Genomic DNA, 15,013 nt, shown 5'->3' on the forward strand with positions numbered 1-15,013 from the left:
TGAACGGATCTCGATAGGCTGAGGTCCACACGTTGCCGGGACTGGGCGCGGCGCCGTATGCAAGGAGGATCGAGAACTGATGGCAGGCAACTCGGACCCGCTGACGCCGCGGGCCAAGCTGGCCGTGACCGCGGGCAAGGCGGTCGCTGCGGCATCGCGCGCCGCGGGGCGCGGCAGCGGATCGGTGATCGGCGGCCGAGTGGCACTCAAACTCGACCCCGATCTGCTCGCCCGGCTCGCCCAGAACCTGGACGTGATCCTGGTCTCGGCGACCAACGGCAAGACGACCACCACCCGGCTGATCGCGGAGGCACTGCGCGCCGCCGGCCCGGTCGTCTCCAACGCGCTCGGCGCCAACATGCCGGCCGGCATCACCTCGGCGCTGGCCGGCGGCTCGGACGCCAAGTTCGGTGTCATCGAGGTCGACGAGAAGTACCTCGCCGGCGTCGCCCGGGACACCGACCCGAAGTGCATCGCGCTGCTCAACCTCTCGCGCGACCAGCTCGACCGCGCCGCCGAGACCCGGATGCTCGCCGAGAACTGGCGTGAGGGCCTGGCCGGCTCCAAGGCCGTGATTGTCGCCAACGCCGACGACCCGCTGGTCGTGTGGGCCGCCTCGTCGTCGCCGAATGTGATCTGGGTCGCGGCCGGCCAGATGTGGAAGGACGACGCCTGGTCCTGCCCCTCCTGCGGCGGTGTGATGCAGCGCCCCGGCGACGACTGGTTCTGCGGCGAGTGCGGTTTCCGCCGGCCGACCCCGTCCTGGGTGCTCTCGGGTGACCACGTCCTCGACCCGCACGGCTCCGCCTGGCCGATCCACCTCCAGCTGCCGGGCCGCGCCAACAAGGCCAACGCCGCCACCTCGGCCGCCGTCGCCGCCGTCTTCGGCGTGCCCCCGCAGGTCGCGCTGGAGCGCATGTACCAGGTGCAGGCGGTGGCCGGACGCTACGACGTCGTCCAGTTCCAGGGCCGCGACCTGCGTCTGCTGCTCGCGAAGAACCCGGCCGGCTGGCTGGAGACGTTCTCCCTGATCGACCCGCCGCCGACCCCGGTGATCCTGTCGGTGAACGCGCGCGGCGCGGACGGCACCGACACCTCCTGGCTGTGGGACGTCGACTACACGCGACTGACCGGCCACCCGATCTTCGTCGTCGGCGACCGGAAGCTGGACCTCGCCGTGCGCCTGGAGGTCGCGAACCAGTCCTTCCAGGTCTGCGACGACCTCGACCAGGCCGTCCAGCTCGCTCCGCCGGGCCGGATCGAGGTCATCGCGAACTACACCGCGTTCCAGGACCTGCGCCGCCGAGTCGGCAACTGACCACGAAGGACGATCATCGATGAGTGACAACAGCCTGCGTCTGGTGTGGATCTACCCGGACCTGCTGAGCACCTACGGCGACCAGGGCAACGCGCTCGTGGTGGAGCGCCGGGCCCGCCAGCGCGGCCTGGACGTGGCCCGGCTCGACGTGCGCAGCGACCAGCCCATCCCGACGTCCGGCGACATCTATCTGATCGGCGGCGGTGAGGACCGTCCGCAGCGGCTCGCGGCCGAGCGGCTGCGCCGTGACGGCGGTCTGTACCGGGCCGTGGAGAACGGCGCGATCGTGTTCTCCGTCTGCGCCGGCTACCAGATCCTCGGCCACGAGTTCATCAACGACCTCGGGCAGCGCGAGCCGGGCCTCGGCCTGCTGGACGTGGTCTCGGTGCGCGGCGAGGGCGAGCGGTGCGTCGGCGACGTGCTCGGGGACATCGACCCGCAACTGGGCCTGCCCCAGCTCACCGGCTTCGAGAACCACCAGGGCGTGACGCACGTCGGTCCGAACGCCCGCCCGCTCGCGCAGGTGCGGCTGGGCAACGGCAACGGCACGGGTGACGGCACGGAGGGCGCGTACAACGGGACCGTCTTCGGTACGTACATGCACGGTCCCGTGCTCGCGCGCAACCCGCTGATCGCGGACCTGCTGCTCAAGCTGGCGCTCGACGTCAACGCCCTGCCGCCGGTCGACGACCGCTGGTACGAGGCGCTGCGCAACGAGCGGATCACGGCCGCGCAGCAGCCGGCCTAGCCCCGGCGAAGCGCTCCCGAAGCGCTGCTGCGGAGGCCGCCCGGCGGTCCGTACGCCCTTCGGTCCTCCGGGCGTAACCGGCCCGTCTGGCACCTCGTCCGCACAGGTGAGCGGGTGCGTCCAGCAGGCGGACGCACAGTGCTGCCCCGCCCCCCGCCGCCGGTAGGCTGGCGGGGATCGAGCCGGACAACGTGGTCCGGTCCCGGCTCACGTGGAGAAGGTTGTTTCGGGCTATGCGCATTGGTGTCCTCACGTCCGGCGGCGACTGCCCCGGCCTGAACGCCGTCATCCGGTCCGTCGTGCACCGCGCCGTCGCCGACCACGGCGACGAGGTCATCGGCTTCCGGGACGGCTGGAAGGGCCTTCTGGAGTGCGACTACCTCAAGCTCGACCTCGACGCCGTGGGCGGCATCCTGGCGCGCGGCGGCACGATCCTCGGCTCCTCCCGGGTGCGCCCGGAGCATCTGCGGGACGGAGTCGAGCGGGCCAAGGGCCACGTCGAGGAACTGGGGATCGACGCGATCATCCCGATCGGCGGTGAGGGCACGCTCAAGGCGGCCCGGCTGCTGTCCGACAACGGGCTGCCGATCGTCGGCGTACCCAAGACCATCGACAACGACATCGCCGTCACGGACGTCACCTTCGGCTTCGACACGGCCGTGGGCGTGGCGACCGAGGCCCTGGACCGGCTGAAGACCACCGCCGAGTCCCATCAGCGCGTGCTCATCGTGGAGGTCATGGGCCGCCACACCGGCTGGATCGCGCTGCACTCCGGCATGGCCGCGGGCGCCCACGCGATCGTCGTGCCGGAGCGGCCCTTCGACATCGAGGAGTTGACGGCGCGGGTCGGCGCACGGTTCGACGCCGGCAAGCGGTTCGCGATCGTGGTGGCCGCCGAGGGCGCCAAGCCGAAGCCGGGCACCATGGAGTTCGACGAGGGCGGCAAGGACATCTACGGCCATGAACGCTTCGCCGGCATCGCCCGCCAGCTCTCCATCGAGCTGGAGCAGCGGCTCGGCAAGGAGGCCCGCCCGGTGATCCTCGGGCATGTCCAGCGTGGTGGCACGCCGACGGCGTACGACCGCGTGCTCGCCACCCGCTTCGGCTGGCACGCCGTGGAGGCGGCGCACCGCGGCGAGTTCGGGAAGATGACCGCGCTGCGCGGCACGGACATCGTGACGGTGCCGCTGGCGGAGGCCGTGGAGACGCTGAAGACGGTGCCGGAGGACAGGTACGCCGAGGCCGAGTGCGTGCTGTAGCACGGGACCGGTCTTGTGCGGTGCGGGACTGATCGCGTACGGAGTCGGAGAGTCCGCCCCCGGTCGCAGCGGCGACCGGGGGCGGTTCTACTCTGGTGCGGACAGACAGCGCACAACCCCCACGAATCAGGAGCCGGCGGATGGATCACAGCGGGCACGGCATGACCATGGATCTGCCGCCGTTCACGCTGGGGAGGGGCCTGGAATGGTCCGCCGACCCGTTCTTCCTCGTCGCCTGCCTGGTCGGACTGGGGCTGTACGGATGGGGCGTGGCCCGGCTGGTACGGCGCGGGGACAAGTGGCCCGTGGGCCGGACCGTGTCGTACGTCATCGGTGTGCTGACGGTGCTGCTGGTCATGTGCACCAAGCTGAACGACTACGGCATGGTCATGTTTAGCGTGCACATGGTGCAGCACATGGTGATCAGCATGCTCTCGCCGATCCTGCTGCTGCTCGGTGCCCCCGTCACGCTGGCGCTGCGCGCGCTGCCCACGGCGGGCCGCGGCCGCAAGGGGCCGCGCGAACTGCTGCTGATGCTGCTGCACAGCCGCTATGTGCGGGTCGTCACCCACCCGGCGTTCACGATCCCGCTGTTCATCGCGAGCCTGTACGCGCTGTACTTCACGCCGCTCTTCGACTTCCTGATGCAGTCCAAGGCCGGACACATCGCGATGATGGTGCACTTCCTCGCCGTCGGCGTGGTGTTCTTCTGGCCGATCATGGGCATCGACCCCGGTCCGCACCGCCCCGGCTATCTGATGCGGATGCTGGAGCTGTTCGCGGGCATGCCGTTCCACGCGTTCTTCGGGATCGCGCTGATGATGGCGTCCACGCCGATGGTCGACACCTACCGGCACCCGCCCGCCTCGCTCGGCATCGACGCCCTCGCGGACCAGACCTCGGCGGGCGGCATCGCCTGGGCGTTCAGCGAGGTCCCCTCCGTACTGGTGCTTCTCGCGCTGCTGTTCCAGTGGTACCGCTCGGAACAGCGGCAGGCCAAGCGACAGGACCGTGCCGCGGACCGCGACGGCGACAAGGAACTCGCGGCATACAACGCCTATCTGGCCTCACTCAACACACGCGGCCACTGAGTTCCGCCACAGCGCTGAATTCCCTTTTCTTCCAAGTCTTTTCAAGCCGCCTGAAATGCTCCCGCATTCGGTAACCTGGTGCCCGGCGCCCTGCCTCCGCTCGGCAGGGCACAGGGGGACCGCCGGGGGGAGCGGTGATGACACGTCGTGTATTCCTGCGAAGGACCGGAAAATCAGCGATCCGGAGGATCGGATTACTTCTGGCCGTCGTGCTGATCCTCAGCGGATGCGGCAGAAACACACAGCTGTACGCGGTGAAGGCCGTCGCCGCGGGGGTTCCGTCGCTCGCCCCCTTCTTCGACGAGCGCAGCGGTCTCGGCCGCGACACCACCGTCCGGGCGGGCCGGGCACCCGGCGGCCTGCAGGCGGGCGACACACCGGGGCTCTACGGCGGTTCACGCACCCCGACGGTCTGTGACGTCGCCCGGCTGAAGGAATTCCTCACCGATCCGCGGAACGACCCGAAGGCCAAGGTGTGGGCGCAGGTCGAGGGTATTGTCCAGCCGGAGATCCCGGATTATCTGGACCGGCTCACACCCGTCCTTCTGCGTCACGACACCCTCGTACAGAATCACGACTTCAAGAAGGGCAAGGCCACACCTTTCGACTCCCTGCTCCAGGCTGGAATCGCGGTATTGGCGGACGAGCGGGGGCAGCCGACGGTGAAGTGCTCCTGCGGCAATCCGCTGCGCCCCTTCCGGGGCGACACCACCCGTGTCTCCGTCAAGTTCGAGGGCGCCGACGAGAAATGGGCCGGGTACGACCCGGCCTCCGTGGTGGTGATCCACCCGGCCCCGAAGCGGCTGACCCGGCTCGCGCTCGTCGACGTCGACGACCCGGACCGGGGGCTCGACCGGCCCGTGGGCACGGCCGGCGGGCACGACTCCTCCTTCGACACCCGGGTACGGCACAAGGTGCCCGATGTGACGGGACTGCGGTACGCGGAGGCCGTACGGCGGCTCACGGCCGAGGGACTCGCGGTCGCCTACGCCGGCCGGGGCGCGCCGCCCGACGACGCGGCGGTCACGGGCTCGGATCCCGGACCCGGCACCGAGCTGGCGTTCGGAGGGTATGTGACGCTGTCGGTGGACATGGGCGAGACAGACGGCCCCCAGGCACCGGGCGCCTCCGACTCGTCGGAGACGGGAAGGGCGGGGCCGACCGACGGCGGCACCGGCCGGGGTCGGACCGGCGGCGGGACCTCTTCCCCGTCGCCCGGCAGCCCGACGCCGAGGAAGTCGGGCGCCTCCTCGGCCACGCCGAGCGACAGCGGGCGGGTCTCCTCTCCGCCGCCGACGACACCGACGTCAAGCGGCTCGTCGTCACCGTCCCTGTCCCGCTCGTCACCGTCGGGCCACTCGTCCTCGACGGCCGGTGGGGGGTCGTCCTCGACGGCCCGCTCGTCACCGTCGGGCCACTCGTCGCCAACAACCGGAGGGGCCTCGTCCTCGACCGCCCGCTCGTCACCGTCGGCCCGCTCCTCCCCGACAGCCGGAGGCGGCTCGCCCTCGGCCCCGCGCTTCTCCCCGACAACCCGCTCGTCCCCGTCGACCCACTCATCCCCCACGTCCGGAGACGGCTCGTCCCCGACCGCCCGAAGCATCTCCCCTACGACGCCCCACGGCGGCCCGGCCTCCGCCACGGCGGGCAGCTCCCCCACAGCCCTCCGCCCGACCTCCGCCATGACGGGCGGGGCAGGCGCCTCGCCCACGACCGGCACGACCTGGATTCGGGAGTGAAGGGATGGCAGCAGGAACACCGCAGTCCGGAGTGGGCCGGGTCATCGCCGACCGCTACCGTCTGCTCGACCGGCTCGGCAGCGGGGCCATGGGCCAGGTGTGGCGCGCCCACGACCAGCGGCTGGCCTGCGAGGTCGCCCTCAAGGAGGTGGCGTTCCGCAATCAGGTCGAGGCGACCGAGGAACGGACCGCCCGGGTCGCCCGTGCCCGCGCGGAGGCCCGCCACGCGGCCGGGCTGCGCGGCCACCCTCATGTGGTGACCGTGCACGACGTACTGGAGCACGAGGGTCTGCCGTGGATCGTCATGGAGTACGTGCCGGGCGCCCTCGACCTGCGCGAGCGGGTCCACCGGCACGGCCCCCTCGCCCCCGCCGAGTGCGCGCGCATCGGGCTCGCCGTGCTGGACGCGCTCACCGCCGGGCACGAGCGGGGCGTCATGCACCGGGACGTGAAACCGGCGAACATCCTGCTGGCGCCCGATCGCTCCGGCACCCCGTACGCCCGTGTCCTGCTCACCGACTACGGCATCGCGGTGCAGCCGGACGCGGCCGAGACCCGGCACACGCTGGCCTCCGCGCTGGTCGGGACGGCGGGCTATCTGGCGCCGGAGCGCGCCACGGGCGGGCCCCCGACCGCCGCCGCCGACCTGTTCTCGCTGGGCTGCACGCTGTACTTCTCGGCGGAGGGGTGTGGTCCCTTCGAACGCGACACACAGCTCGCGGAGGTCACCGCGGTGGTCCTGGAGGACCCCCGGCCTCTGCTCCGGGCCGGGGCGCTGGCGCCACTGCTGTCCGCGATGCTGGCCAAGGACCCGGCGCAGCGGATCACGGCGGCCGACACCGCGGCCGCGCTGGCCGCGGTCAGCGCCCCGCGACCGCATCCGCGCACCCGGGTCGACCTGGCGCCCACCGTGGGAGCCGCGCCGACCGGTTGGGCACGGCCCGGGCCGCCCACCGCGCCCACCGCCTCGTACGGACAGGAAGGGGGGGTCGGCCAGCCACTCGCCCGCAGCGAGCCGCATCCGCGGCGCGCGCACGTCGTGCGGGCCCTGGTCGCCTGCGTCCTCGGGCTGGTCCTCGCGCTGGGCGGGGTCTGGTACGCCGTGCACCGCGCGGCGTCCGGCGGCACGGCGGCACCGTACGGGAAGTCCGTCGCGCTCAGCCGACCGCTCGAAGAGGGCGACTGTGTCGTCGCCGTCTGGCCCGGGCGCCCGTTCCAGGGCGCCCCTCCGCGGCTGACGGTGGATCCGAGCTGCGCCGACGCGAGCCCGGACGGGCAGGTCATGGCCCTCGTCAACGGCACGTCCGCCGACGAGGCGCGCCGACAGGGGCCCGCCCTGTGCGAGCAGCGCACCCGGGAGATCCGCGGGAAGCTCGCGGACGTCCGCAGTTACGCGGTGGTCCCGACCGGCTCGGGCTTCGCGGCGGCCGGGCGGCGCACCGCGTGTCTGGTGCTCGGCGCGCACGGGCCGGTCTACGGGCCGCTCGGCGACCGCCGCAAGCCGGGAATGAGGTTCGTGGACACGGCGAACATGCAGAAACAGGACTGTCTGGACGCCCCGTCCCGGTCGGCGGCACAGCTGGTCTCCTGCGCCGGGCCGCACGACCAGCGGGTGCTCGGCTTCACCCGGCTGGCCCCGGACATCACCCTTGCCAAGGCGAAGGGCCTGTCGGACGAGGCGTGCGCGCGGGACGTGCCGCCGAAGGACCACGGCTATGACCCGAACCGCTATACGGCCGCCTCCTGGACGGGAAACGCCGCATGGGCGTCCCGAACTCATCTGGTCGTATGTACCGTGCGTCGGCAGAACGGGGGCACCATGGGGAAGGACGAACCATGAGGAGGGTGTTGCGATGCCCGGTTCCACGAAGACGATGGGAGTGCTGACCGTCGGTGGGCTCGTCGTGGTGACGGCCTACACGGTGGCGCTCGGCAGCAGTGGCTGGCTGTGGTTCGGCTGGGTCGTACTCGGCCTGATCACCCTCGCCATGGTCCTGACCCGCGACGCGTGAGGTTCGGCCGGGCGCCCCATTTGTTCGCGGCTCTCAGAGCCGGGGCAGCCGCCCGGCCGAGTGCACTCCCGGCTGGTACTTCGGCAACCGGGCGGTGATCTTCATGCCCGCGCCCGGGGCGGTCTCGACGACGAGCCCGTGGCCGTCGCCGTAGACCTGGCGCAGCCGGTCGTCCACGTTGGACAGGCCGATGCCGCCGGAGGGCCCGGCCTCCCCGGCGAGGATGCGGCGCAGCAGACCGGGGTCCATCCCGGCGCCGTCGTCCTCGATGACGACCACGGCCTCGGCGCCCGCGTCCTGGGCGGTGATGCTGATGTGGCGCTTGTCGGCGGTGCCCTCCAGCCCGTGCTTGACGGCGTTCTCGACGAGCGGCTGGAGGCACAGGAACGGCAGGGCGACCGGCAGCACCTCGGGGGCGATCTGCAGGGTGACCGAGAGCCGGTCGCCGAAGCGGGCCCGGACGAGCGCCAAGTACTGGTCGATGGCGTGCAGTTCGTCGGCGAGCGTGGTGAAGTCGCCGTGCCGGCGGAACGAGTAGCGGGTGAAGTCGGCGAACTCCAGGAGGAGTTCGCGGGCGCGCTCGGGGTCGGTGCGCACGAACGAGGCGATCACGGCGAGCGAGTTGAAGATGAAGTGCGGGGAGATCTGGGCGCGCAACGCCTTGATCTCGGCCTCGATGAGCCGGGTTCGGGACCGGTCGAGGTCCGCCAGCTCCAGTTGTACGGAGACCCAGCGGGCGACCTCGCCGGCGGCCCGGACGAGGACCGCGGACTCACGGGGCGCGCAGGCGACCAGTGTTCCGTGCACCCGGTCGTCGACGGTGAGCGGGGCGACGACGGCCCAGCGCAGCGGGCAGTCGGGGGCGTCGCAGTGAAGACGGAAGGCCTCGCCCCGGCCGTTCTCCAGCGGGCCGGCGAACCGCCCGAGCACCTCGTCCCGGTGGTGCTCCCCCGCACCGTCCCAGGCCAGCACGGACTCCCGGTCGGTGAGGCAGAGGGCGTCGGTGCCGAGCAGGGTGCGCAGCCGCCGCGCGGACCTGCGGGCGGTCTCCTCGGTGAGCCCGGCGCGCAGGGGCGGGGCGGCCAGGGAGGCGGTGTGCAGGGTCTGGAACGTGGCGTGCTCGACGGGCGTGCCGAGCCCGCCGAGGGTCTCGGGGCGTGCGGTGCGCCGCCCGAGCCAGAACCCGGCGGCCAGCAGCGGGAGTACGGCCACGCACAGGCCCGCGAGAAAACCGCTCATGCCTCCGCCTCCGCGCGCAGTTCCTCGGGCAGATGGAACCGGGCCAGGATCGCGGCCGTCCCGGCCGGTACCCGGCCCGGTGTCGCCAGGGACACCAGCACCATGGTGAGGAATCCCAGCGGCACGGACCAGAGTGCCGGCCAGGCGAGCAGGGTGTGCGCGGTGCCGGTGGCCGGGTGGCCCACCATGGTCAGCGCGACGGCGACGAACGCCGAGCCGCCGCCGGCCACCATCCCGGCCGCCGCGCCCGGCGGGGTCAGCCGCCGCCACCAGATGCCCAGCACGAGCAGCGGGCAGAACGACGACGCGGACACGGCGAAGGCGAGTCCCACCGCGTCGGCCACGGGCAGCCCGCCCACCAGGACGCTCGCCACGAGGGGCACCGCCATGGCCAGCAGCGTGCCGAGCCGGAAGTGCCCCACGCCCCGCGTCGGCAGAACGTCCTGGGTGAGCACCCCGGCCACCGCCATGGTCAGGCCCGAAGCGGTGGACAGGAACGCGGCGAACGCCCCGCCCGCGACCAGGGCGCCCAGCAGGTCCCCGCCGAGACCGCCGGTCATCCGGCCGGGCAGCAGCAGCACGGCCGCGTCGGCGTTCCCGGTGAGGGTGAGTTCGGGGGCGTAGAGCCGGCCCAGCGCGCCGTAGACGGGCGGCAGCAGATAGAAGACGCCGATCAGGGCGAGTACCGCGACGGTGGTGCGGCGTGCGGCGACCCCGTGCGGGCTGGTGTAGAAGCGGACGACGACGTGCGGCAGCCCCATGGTGCCGAGGAAGGTGGCGAGGATCAGTCCGTAGGTGGCGTACAGGGGGCGCTCCTCGCGGCCGGAGTCGGGCGGGGCGGAGATGCCTCCGCCGCGGTCGGTGACGGGGGCGGGGACGCGGTCGCCCGGGTCGAAGGTCAGCCGGGTGCCGTGTCCGATGCGGTGGACGCCGGCGGTGAGCCGCACCCGCTGGGCCGCGTAGCGCCGGCCGTCGACAGTGCCGGTGGCGGTGACCGCGAGCGGGCCGGAGAGCCGCAGGTCGAGGGTGTCGTCGATGCGTACGACGCGCTGGTCGCGGAAGGCCGGGGGTTCCGCGAACACGGCGCGCGGCGCGCCGTCGCCCTGCCAGGCCACCGCCAGGAACAGCGCGGGGACAAGCAGCGCGGTGAGCTTGAGCCAGTACTGGAAGGCCTGGACGAAGGTGATGCTGCGCATGCCGCCCGCGGCGACGGTCGCGACGACCACCACCGCGACAAGGACCCCGCCGAGCGGCTCGGGCGCGCCGGTCAGCACGGCCAGGGTGAGCCCCGCGCCCTGGAGTTGGGGCAGCAGATACAGCCAGCCGACCCCGACGACGAAACCCCCGGCGAGCCGGCGCACCTGCTGCGAGGCGAGCCGGGCCTCCGCGAAGTCGGGCAGGGTGTAGGCGCCGGAGCGGCGCAGCGGGGCGGCCACGAACAGCAGCAGTACGAGATAGCCCGCGGTGTAGCCGACCGGGTACCACAGCATGTCGGGGCCCTGGACGAGGACCAGTCCGGCGATGCCCAGGAAGGAGGCGGCGGAGAGGTACTCGCCGCTGATCGCGGCGGCGTTGAGACGGGGGCCCACAGTGCGGGAGGCGACGTAGAAGTCCGAGGTGGTGCGGGAGACCCGCAGGCCGAAGGCGCCGACGAGAACGGTCGCGAGGACGACCAGGGCGACCGCGGGGACGGCGTAGTTCTGGTTCACGGGCCGCGCCTCAGCGGTCCTCGACGAGACGCACGAGGTCTTTCTCGTTGCGTTCGGCGCGACGCACGTACCAGCGGGCGAGCAGGACCAGCGGCGGGTAGAGGCAGAAGCCGAGGACGGCCCACTCCAGCCCCTTGTTGCGGGTGGCGGCGAAGACCAGGGGCAGCGGGCCCACGAGCAGCACGAGCACGGTGAACACCGTGAGAGAGGCGCGCAGTTGACTGCGCATCAGGGAGCGGACGTAGGTGTGGCCGAGGGTGGTCTGTTCGTCGATCTCGGTCCGCGGGCGGGAGTAGCCGAAGGCGCGGCGGGTGTGCCGGGGCGGCCCGGTGACGACGACCCGGCGCTCGGTGGGGTCCTGGGGCACGCCGCTCCTCACCGGCTCGCGGTCCGGCGCATCAGCACCTCGCGCAGCTCGCGGGCGTGCCGACGGCTGACCTGGAGTTCGACGGATCCTACGAGGACGCTCACCGTGCCCGCGTCGAGGCGGAGTTCGTCGAGGTGCCGTAAGGCGACGAGGTGGCGGCGGTGGATACGGAGGAAGCCGCGCCCGCGCCAGCGCTCCTCCAGGGCGGACAGCGGGATCCGGACGAGGTGGCTGCCCTGCGAGGTGTGCAGTCGGGCGTAGTCGCCCTGTGCCTCCACATGGGTGATGTGCTCGACGGGCACGAACCGCGTCACGCCGCCCAGCTCGACCGGGATGTGGTCGGGGTCGGGTTCGTGGACGGGGATCAGCGGTGCGGTCCGGCGCAGCTGCGCGGCCCGGCGCACGGCCTCCGCGAGCCGCTCGCGCCGCACGGGCTTGAGGACGTAGTCGACCGCCTTGAGGTCGAAGGCATGCACGGCGAATCCCTCGTGGGCGGTGACGAACACGACGAGCGGCGGCTCGGCGAGGCCGGTCAGCAAGCGGGCCATCTCCAGGCCGTCGAGCCCCGGCATATGGATGTCGAGGAAGACGACGTCGATCGCGTCGGGGCCGCCGGGCCCGGACTCCAGGGCGCGGTTGATACGGCGCAGCGCCTCGGTCGCGTCGCCCGCGCCCTCCACGCTGCCGATCCGCGGATCGGCGTGCAGCAGATAGACCAGCTCCTCCAGCGAAGGGCGTTCGTCGTCGACGGCGAGGGCGCGCAGCATGAACGTGGAGTGTAGGAGCATTCCGTACGCCTGGACATGTGCGGAACATGGACGTTCCTGCTGGATACAGTGCCCGCATGAGCAGCAGGCCAGCGCCGTTCGACGAACTCGACCGGAAGATCATCACCGCTCTGATGGCGAATGCCAGGACCAGCTTCGCCGAGATCGGCGCGGCCATCGGCCTGTCGTCGACGGCGGTCAAGCGCCGGGTGGACCGGCTGCGCGAGACGGGCGTGATCACCGGGTTCACGGCCACGGTGAAGCCGTCGGCGCTGGGCTGGCGCACGGAGGCGTATGTGGAGGTGTACTGCGAGGGCGCGGCGCCGCCCCGGCGCCTGGCGGAGGTCGTACGCAACCATCCGGAGATCACTGCGGCGATGACGGTGACCGGCGCGGCGGACGCGCTGCTGCATGTGCGGGCACGGGATGTCGACCACTTCGAGGAGGTGCTGGAGCGCATCCGCACGGAACCCTTCATCCGGAAGACGATCAGCGTGATGGTCCTGTCCCACCTGCTGCCGGAGAGCCCGGAGGCAGGCGCCAACCAGGCGGCCCCGGACGGCGCAGCAGACGTGCGCTGAGCAGCCCGAAAACGCAGCGTTGCTGCGCGAACACGCAGCCATTGTTTCTTGTCGCGCGTCTCCGTCGCTTTCTACCTTTGTGTCACCCTCACTCGACACCCCAGGAAGCGGAGGAACCCCTCTGTGACCGACTCCCGTGTGCCGCGCCGGCGGCGCTTCCTCGTCTGCGAACCCAGACACTTCGCCGTGCAGTACGCGATCAATCCGTGGATGCATCCCGACACGACGGTCGACGTCGACCTGGCCCGGGAGCAGTGGCAGGGGCTGATCCGCGCCTACCGCGACCACGGACACACCGTCGACGCCGTGGACCCGGTCCCCGGCCTCCCCGACATGGTGTTCGCCGCGAACTCGGCGGTCGTCGTCGACGGCCGTGTCTTCGGCTCCTGTTTCCACGCCCCCGAGCGCCGCCCCGAGTCCGACCACTACGAGACGTGGTTCAAGGCGGCCGGCTATGACGTGCACCGCTCCGAATCCGTCTGCGAGGGCGAGGGCGACCTGGTCTGGACGGGGCGCTACCTCCTGGCCGGTACCGGATTCCGTACGACGCGGGACGCGCACCGCGAGGTGCAGGAGTTCTTCGGTCACCCGGTCATCAGCCTGACCCTGGTGGACCCGTACTTCTACCACCTGGACACGGCGCTGTTCGTCCTCGACGACCACAACATCGTCTACTATCCGGAGGCGTTCTCGCCCGGCAGCCGCGAGGTGCTCGCCCGGCTGTACCCGGACGCGGTGCTCGCGACCCGCGAGGACGCCATGGTGTTCGGGCTCAATTCCGTCTCCGACGGGCGCCATGTCTTCATCGCTCCCCGGGCCGAGGTGCTCGCCGCCCGGCTCGCCGACCACGGCTACGACCCCGTCCCCGTCGACCTCTCGGAGTTCCACAAGGCCGGCGGCGGCATCAAGTGCTGCACTCAGGAGATCCGTTCATGACCGCACCCGCCCGTACGCGTTCGTCCGACGAGCTGATCAGCGCCGAGCAGCCGGTTCTCGCGCACAACTACCACCCGCTGCCCGTGGTGGTGGCGCGCGCCGAGGGCACCTGGGTGGAGGACGTCGAGGGCCGCCGCTACCTCGACATGCTCGCCGGCTACTCGGCCCTCAACTTCGGGCACCGCAACCCGGTGCTGATCGAGGCGGCCCACCGCCAGCTGGACCGTCTGACCCTCACCTCCCGCGCGTTCCACAACGACCAGCTCGCCGAGTTCGCCGAGTCCCTGGCCACGCTGACCGGCCTGGACATGGTCCTGCCGATGAACACGGGCGCCGAGGCCGTGGAGAGCGCAGTCAAGGTGGCCCGCAAGTGGGCGTACGAGGTCAAGGGCGTGCCCGCCGACCGGGCGACGATCGTGGTGGCGGCCGACAACTTCCACGGCCGTACGACGACGATCGTCAGCTTCTCCACGGACGAGACGGCTCGGTCGGGCTTCGGCCCGTTCACCCCCGGCTTCCGGATCGTGCCGTACAACGATCTGGCCGCGCTGGAGGCGGCCGTCGACGAGACGACGGCGGCCGTGCTGATCGAGCCCATCCAGGGCGAGGCGGGCGTGATCATCCCCGACGACGGCTATCTCGCCGGGGTCCGCGAGCTGACCCGCCGCGCCGGATGCCTGTTCATCGCTGACGAGATCCAGTCGGGCCTCGGCCGCACGGGCAGCACGCTGGCCGTGGACCACGAGGGGGTCGTGCCGGACGCGGTGCTGCTCGGCAAGGCGCTCGGCGGGGGCATCGTGCCGGTGTCCGCGGTGGTCGCGCGCCGTGAGGTCCTCGGCGTTCTCAAGCCGGGCGAGCACGGCTCCACCTTCGGCGGCAACCCGCTGGCCGCGGCGGTCGGCTCGGCGGTCGTCGGGATCCTGGAGACGGGCGAGTTCCAGCGCCGGGCGGCCGAGCTGGGCGTGGTGCTGCGGGACGGTCTCACCGCGCTGCTCGGCAAGGGCGTCGTGGGATTCCGCTCGCGCGGGCTGTGGGCGGGCGTCGACATCGACCCCGCGATCGGCACCGGCCGTGAGATCAGCGAGCGCCTGATGCGGGAGGGGATCCTGGCCAAGGACACCCATGGCTCGACGATCCGTCTGGCCCCGCCGCTGACCATCACGGGCGAGGAGCTGGGATCGGCCCTGGAGGCGCTGGAGCGCGTCCTGACCGCCTGAGGACCGGCGCTCGCGGCACCCGGGAGCCCG

Annotated in this window: 14 protein-coding genes; 10 read left to right on the plus strand and 4 right to left on the minus strand. The window is 72.0% G+C overall.

The features are described from left to right. Positions 1 to 79 precede the first annotated feature (79 nt). From AB0L95_RS17895 to AB0L95_RS17925, 7 genes are all read left to right on the plus strand, one after another. Positions 80 to 1,318: a MurT ligase domain-containing protein gene (locus AB0L95_RS17895; RefSeq protein ID WP_365162624.1), complete on the plus strand. Its 1,239-nt coding sequence runs from the start codon at positions 80 to 82 to the stop codon at positions 1,316 to 1,318. A 19-nt stretch (positions 1,319 to 1,337) separates the two neighbouring features. After that, positions 1,338 to 2,066 carry a glutamine amidotransferase gene (locus AB0L95_RS17900; RefSeq protein ID WP_365162625.1) on the plus strand — a complete coding sequence of 243 codons (729 nt, stop codon included), beginning with the start codon at positions 1,338 to 1,340 and terminating at the stop codon, positions 2,064 to 2,066. A gap of 233 nt (positions 2,067 to 2,299) precedes the next feature. Beyond that, the gene (locus tag AB0L95_RS17905; protein ID WP_365162626.1) at positions 2,300 to 3,325 is read left to right on the plus strand and encodes a 6-phosphofructokinase; all 1,026 of its coding nucleotides are present in this window, start codon (positions 2,300 to 2,302) and stop codon (positions 3,323 to 3,325) included. 140 nt (positions 3,326 to 3,465) lie between these two features. Further along, entirely contained in the window at positions 3,466 to 4,416 is a 951-nt protein-coding gene (locus AB0L95_RS17910) for a cytochrome c oxidase assembly protein (protein WP_365162627.1), read from the plus strand. Between the two features lie 209 nt (positions 4,417 to 4,625). Beyond that, positions 4,626 to 6,155, plus strand: a complete 1,530-nt coding sequence (locus tag AB0L95_RS17915; protein WP_365162628.1) for a PASTA domain-containing protein — start codon at positions 4,626 to 4,628, stop codon at positions 6,153 to 6,155. A 4-nt stretch (positions 6,156 to 6,159) separates the two neighbouring features. After that, complete coding sequence (locus AB0L95_RS17920; RefSeq protein ID WP_365162629.1) at positions 6,160 to 7,995, plus strand: protein kinase; 1,836 nt, start codon at positions 6,160 to 6,162, stop codon at positions 7,993 to 7,995. Between the two features lie 13 nt (positions 7,996 to 8,008). Further along, positions 8,009 to 8,167: a hypothetical protein gene (locus AB0L95_RS17925; RefSeq protein ID WP_311691433.1), complete on the plus strand. Its 159-nt coding sequence runs from the start codon at positions 8,009 to 8,011 to the stop codon at positions 8,165 to 8,167. 33 nt (positions 8,168 to 8,200) lie between these two features. Here AB0L95_RS17925 and AB0L95_RS17930 read toward each other — a convergent pair whose 3' ends face one another. Genes AB0L95_RS17930 through AB0L95_RS17945 form a run of 4 tightly spaced genes read right to left on the minus strand, consistent with a single transcriptional unit; the run spans position 8,201 to position 12,249 of the window. Beyond that, positions 8,201 to 9,406 (minus strand): histidine kinase, encoded by a 1,206-nt coding sequence (locus AB0L95_RS17930; RefSeq protein WP_365162630.1) that lies wholly within the window; start codon positions 9,404 to 9,406, stop codon positions 8,201 to 8,203. Further along, the gene (locus AB0L95_RS17935; protein ID WP_365162631.1) at positions 9,403 to 11,115 is read right to left on the minus strand and encodes a cation acetate symporter; all 1,713 of its coding nucleotides are present in this window, start codon (positions 11,113 to 11,115) and stop codon (positions 9,403 to 9,405) included. Before AB0L95_RS17935 ends, AB0L95_RS17930 begins: the two co-directional genes overlap by 4 nt. Before the next feature lie 10 nt (positions 11,116 to 11,125). Further along, positions 11,126 to 11,482, minus strand: coding sequence for a hypothetical protein (locus AB0L95_RS17940; RefSeq protein WP_365162632.1), 357 nt, complete (start codon positions 11,480 to 11,482; stop codon positions 11,126 to 11,128). 8 nt (positions 11,483 to 11,490) lie between these two features. Next, positions 11,491 to 12,249 (minus strand): response regulator transcription factor, encoded by a 759-nt coding sequence (locus AB0L95_RS17945; RefSeq protein ID WP_365162709.1) that lies wholly within the window; start codon positions 12,247 to 12,249, stop codon positions 11,491 to 11,493. A 77-nt stretch (positions 12,250 to 12,326) separates the two neighbouring features. On the opposite strand from AB0L95_RS17945, the gene AB0L95_RS17950 reads away from it, so the two are divergent. The 3 genes from AB0L95_RS17950 to rocD are packed head-to-tail and all read left to right on the plus strand — an operon-like array spanning position 12,327 to position 14,983. Continuing rightward, positions 12,327 to 12,830: an Lrp/AsnC family transcriptional regulator gene (locus AB0L95_RS17950; protein WP_365162633.1), complete on the plus strand. Its 504-nt coding sequence runs from the start codon at positions 12,327 to 12,329 to the stop codon at positions 12,828 to 12,830. A gap of 48 nt (positions 12,831 to 12,878) precedes the next feature. Further along, positions 12,879 to 13,766 (plus strand): dimethylargininase, encoded by an 888-nt coding sequence (gene ddaH / locus AB0L95_RS17955; protein WP_365162634.1) that lies wholly within the window; start codon positions 12,879 to 12,881, stop codon positions 13,764 to 13,766. Next, positions 13,763 to 14,983 (plus strand): ornithine--oxo-acid transaminase, encoded by a 1,221-nt coding sequence (rocD, locus tag AB0L95_RS17960; RefSeq protein WP_365162635.1) that lies wholly within the window; start codon positions 13,763 to 13,765, stop codon positions 14,981 to 14,983. Before ddaH ends, rocD begins: the two co-directional genes overlap by 4 nt. The last annotated feature ends 30 nt before the right edge of the window (positions 14,984 to 15,013 follow it).

It is taken from the genome of Streptomyces sp. NPDC052036, from assembly GCF_040680495.1.
Lineage (GTDB): Bacteria > Actinomycetota > Actinomycetes > Streptomycetales > Streptomycetaceae > Streptomyces.

What these genes read in the sequence shown, in the direction of transcription:
- AB0L95_RS17905 (WP_365162626.1), top strand. Translation starts at nt 2,300, where the DNA reads ATGCGCATTGGTGTCCTCACGTCCGGCGGCGACTGCCCCGGCCTGAAC.
- AB0L95_RS17895 (WP_365162624.1), top strand. Translation starts at nt 80, where the DNA reads ATGGCAGGCAACTCGGACCCGCTGACGCCGCGGGCCAAGCTGGCCGTG.
- AB0L95_RS17910 (WP_365162627.1), top strand. Translation starts at nt 3,466, where the DNA reads ATGGATCACAGCGGGCACGGCATGACCATGGATCTGCCGCCGTTCACG.
- rocD (WP_365162635.1), top strand. Translation starts at nt 13,763, where the DNA reads ATGACCGCACCCGCCCGTACGCGTTCGTCCGACGAGCTGATCAGCGCC.
- AB0L95_RS17945 (WP_365162709.1), bottom strand. Translation starts at nt 12,249, where the DNA reads ATGCTGCGCGCCCTCGCCGTCGACGACGAACGCCCTTCGCTGGAGGAG.
- AB0L95_RS17900 (WP_365162625.1), top strand. Translation starts at nt 1,338, where the DNA reads ATGAGTGACAACAGCCTGCGTCTGGTGTGGATCTACCCGGACCTGCTG.
- AB0L95_RS17925 (WP_311691433.1), top strand. Translation starts at nt 8,009, where the DNA reads ATGCCCGGTTCCACGAAGACGATGGGAGTGCTGACCGTCGGTGGGCTC.
- AB0L95_RS17930 (WP_365162630.1), bottom strand. Translation starts at nt 9,406, where the DNA reads ATGAGCGGTTTTCTCGCGGGCCTGTGCGTGGCCGTACTCCCGCTGCTG.
- AB0L95_RS17920 (WP_365162629.1), top strand. Translation starts at nt 6,160, where the DNA reads ATGGCAGCAGGAACACCGCAGTCCGGAGTGGGCCGGGTCATCGCCGAC.
- AB0L95_RS17950 (WP_365162633.1), top strand. Translation starts at nt 12,327, where the DNA reads ATGAGCAGCAGGCCAGCGCCGTTCGACGAACTCGACCGGAAGATCATC.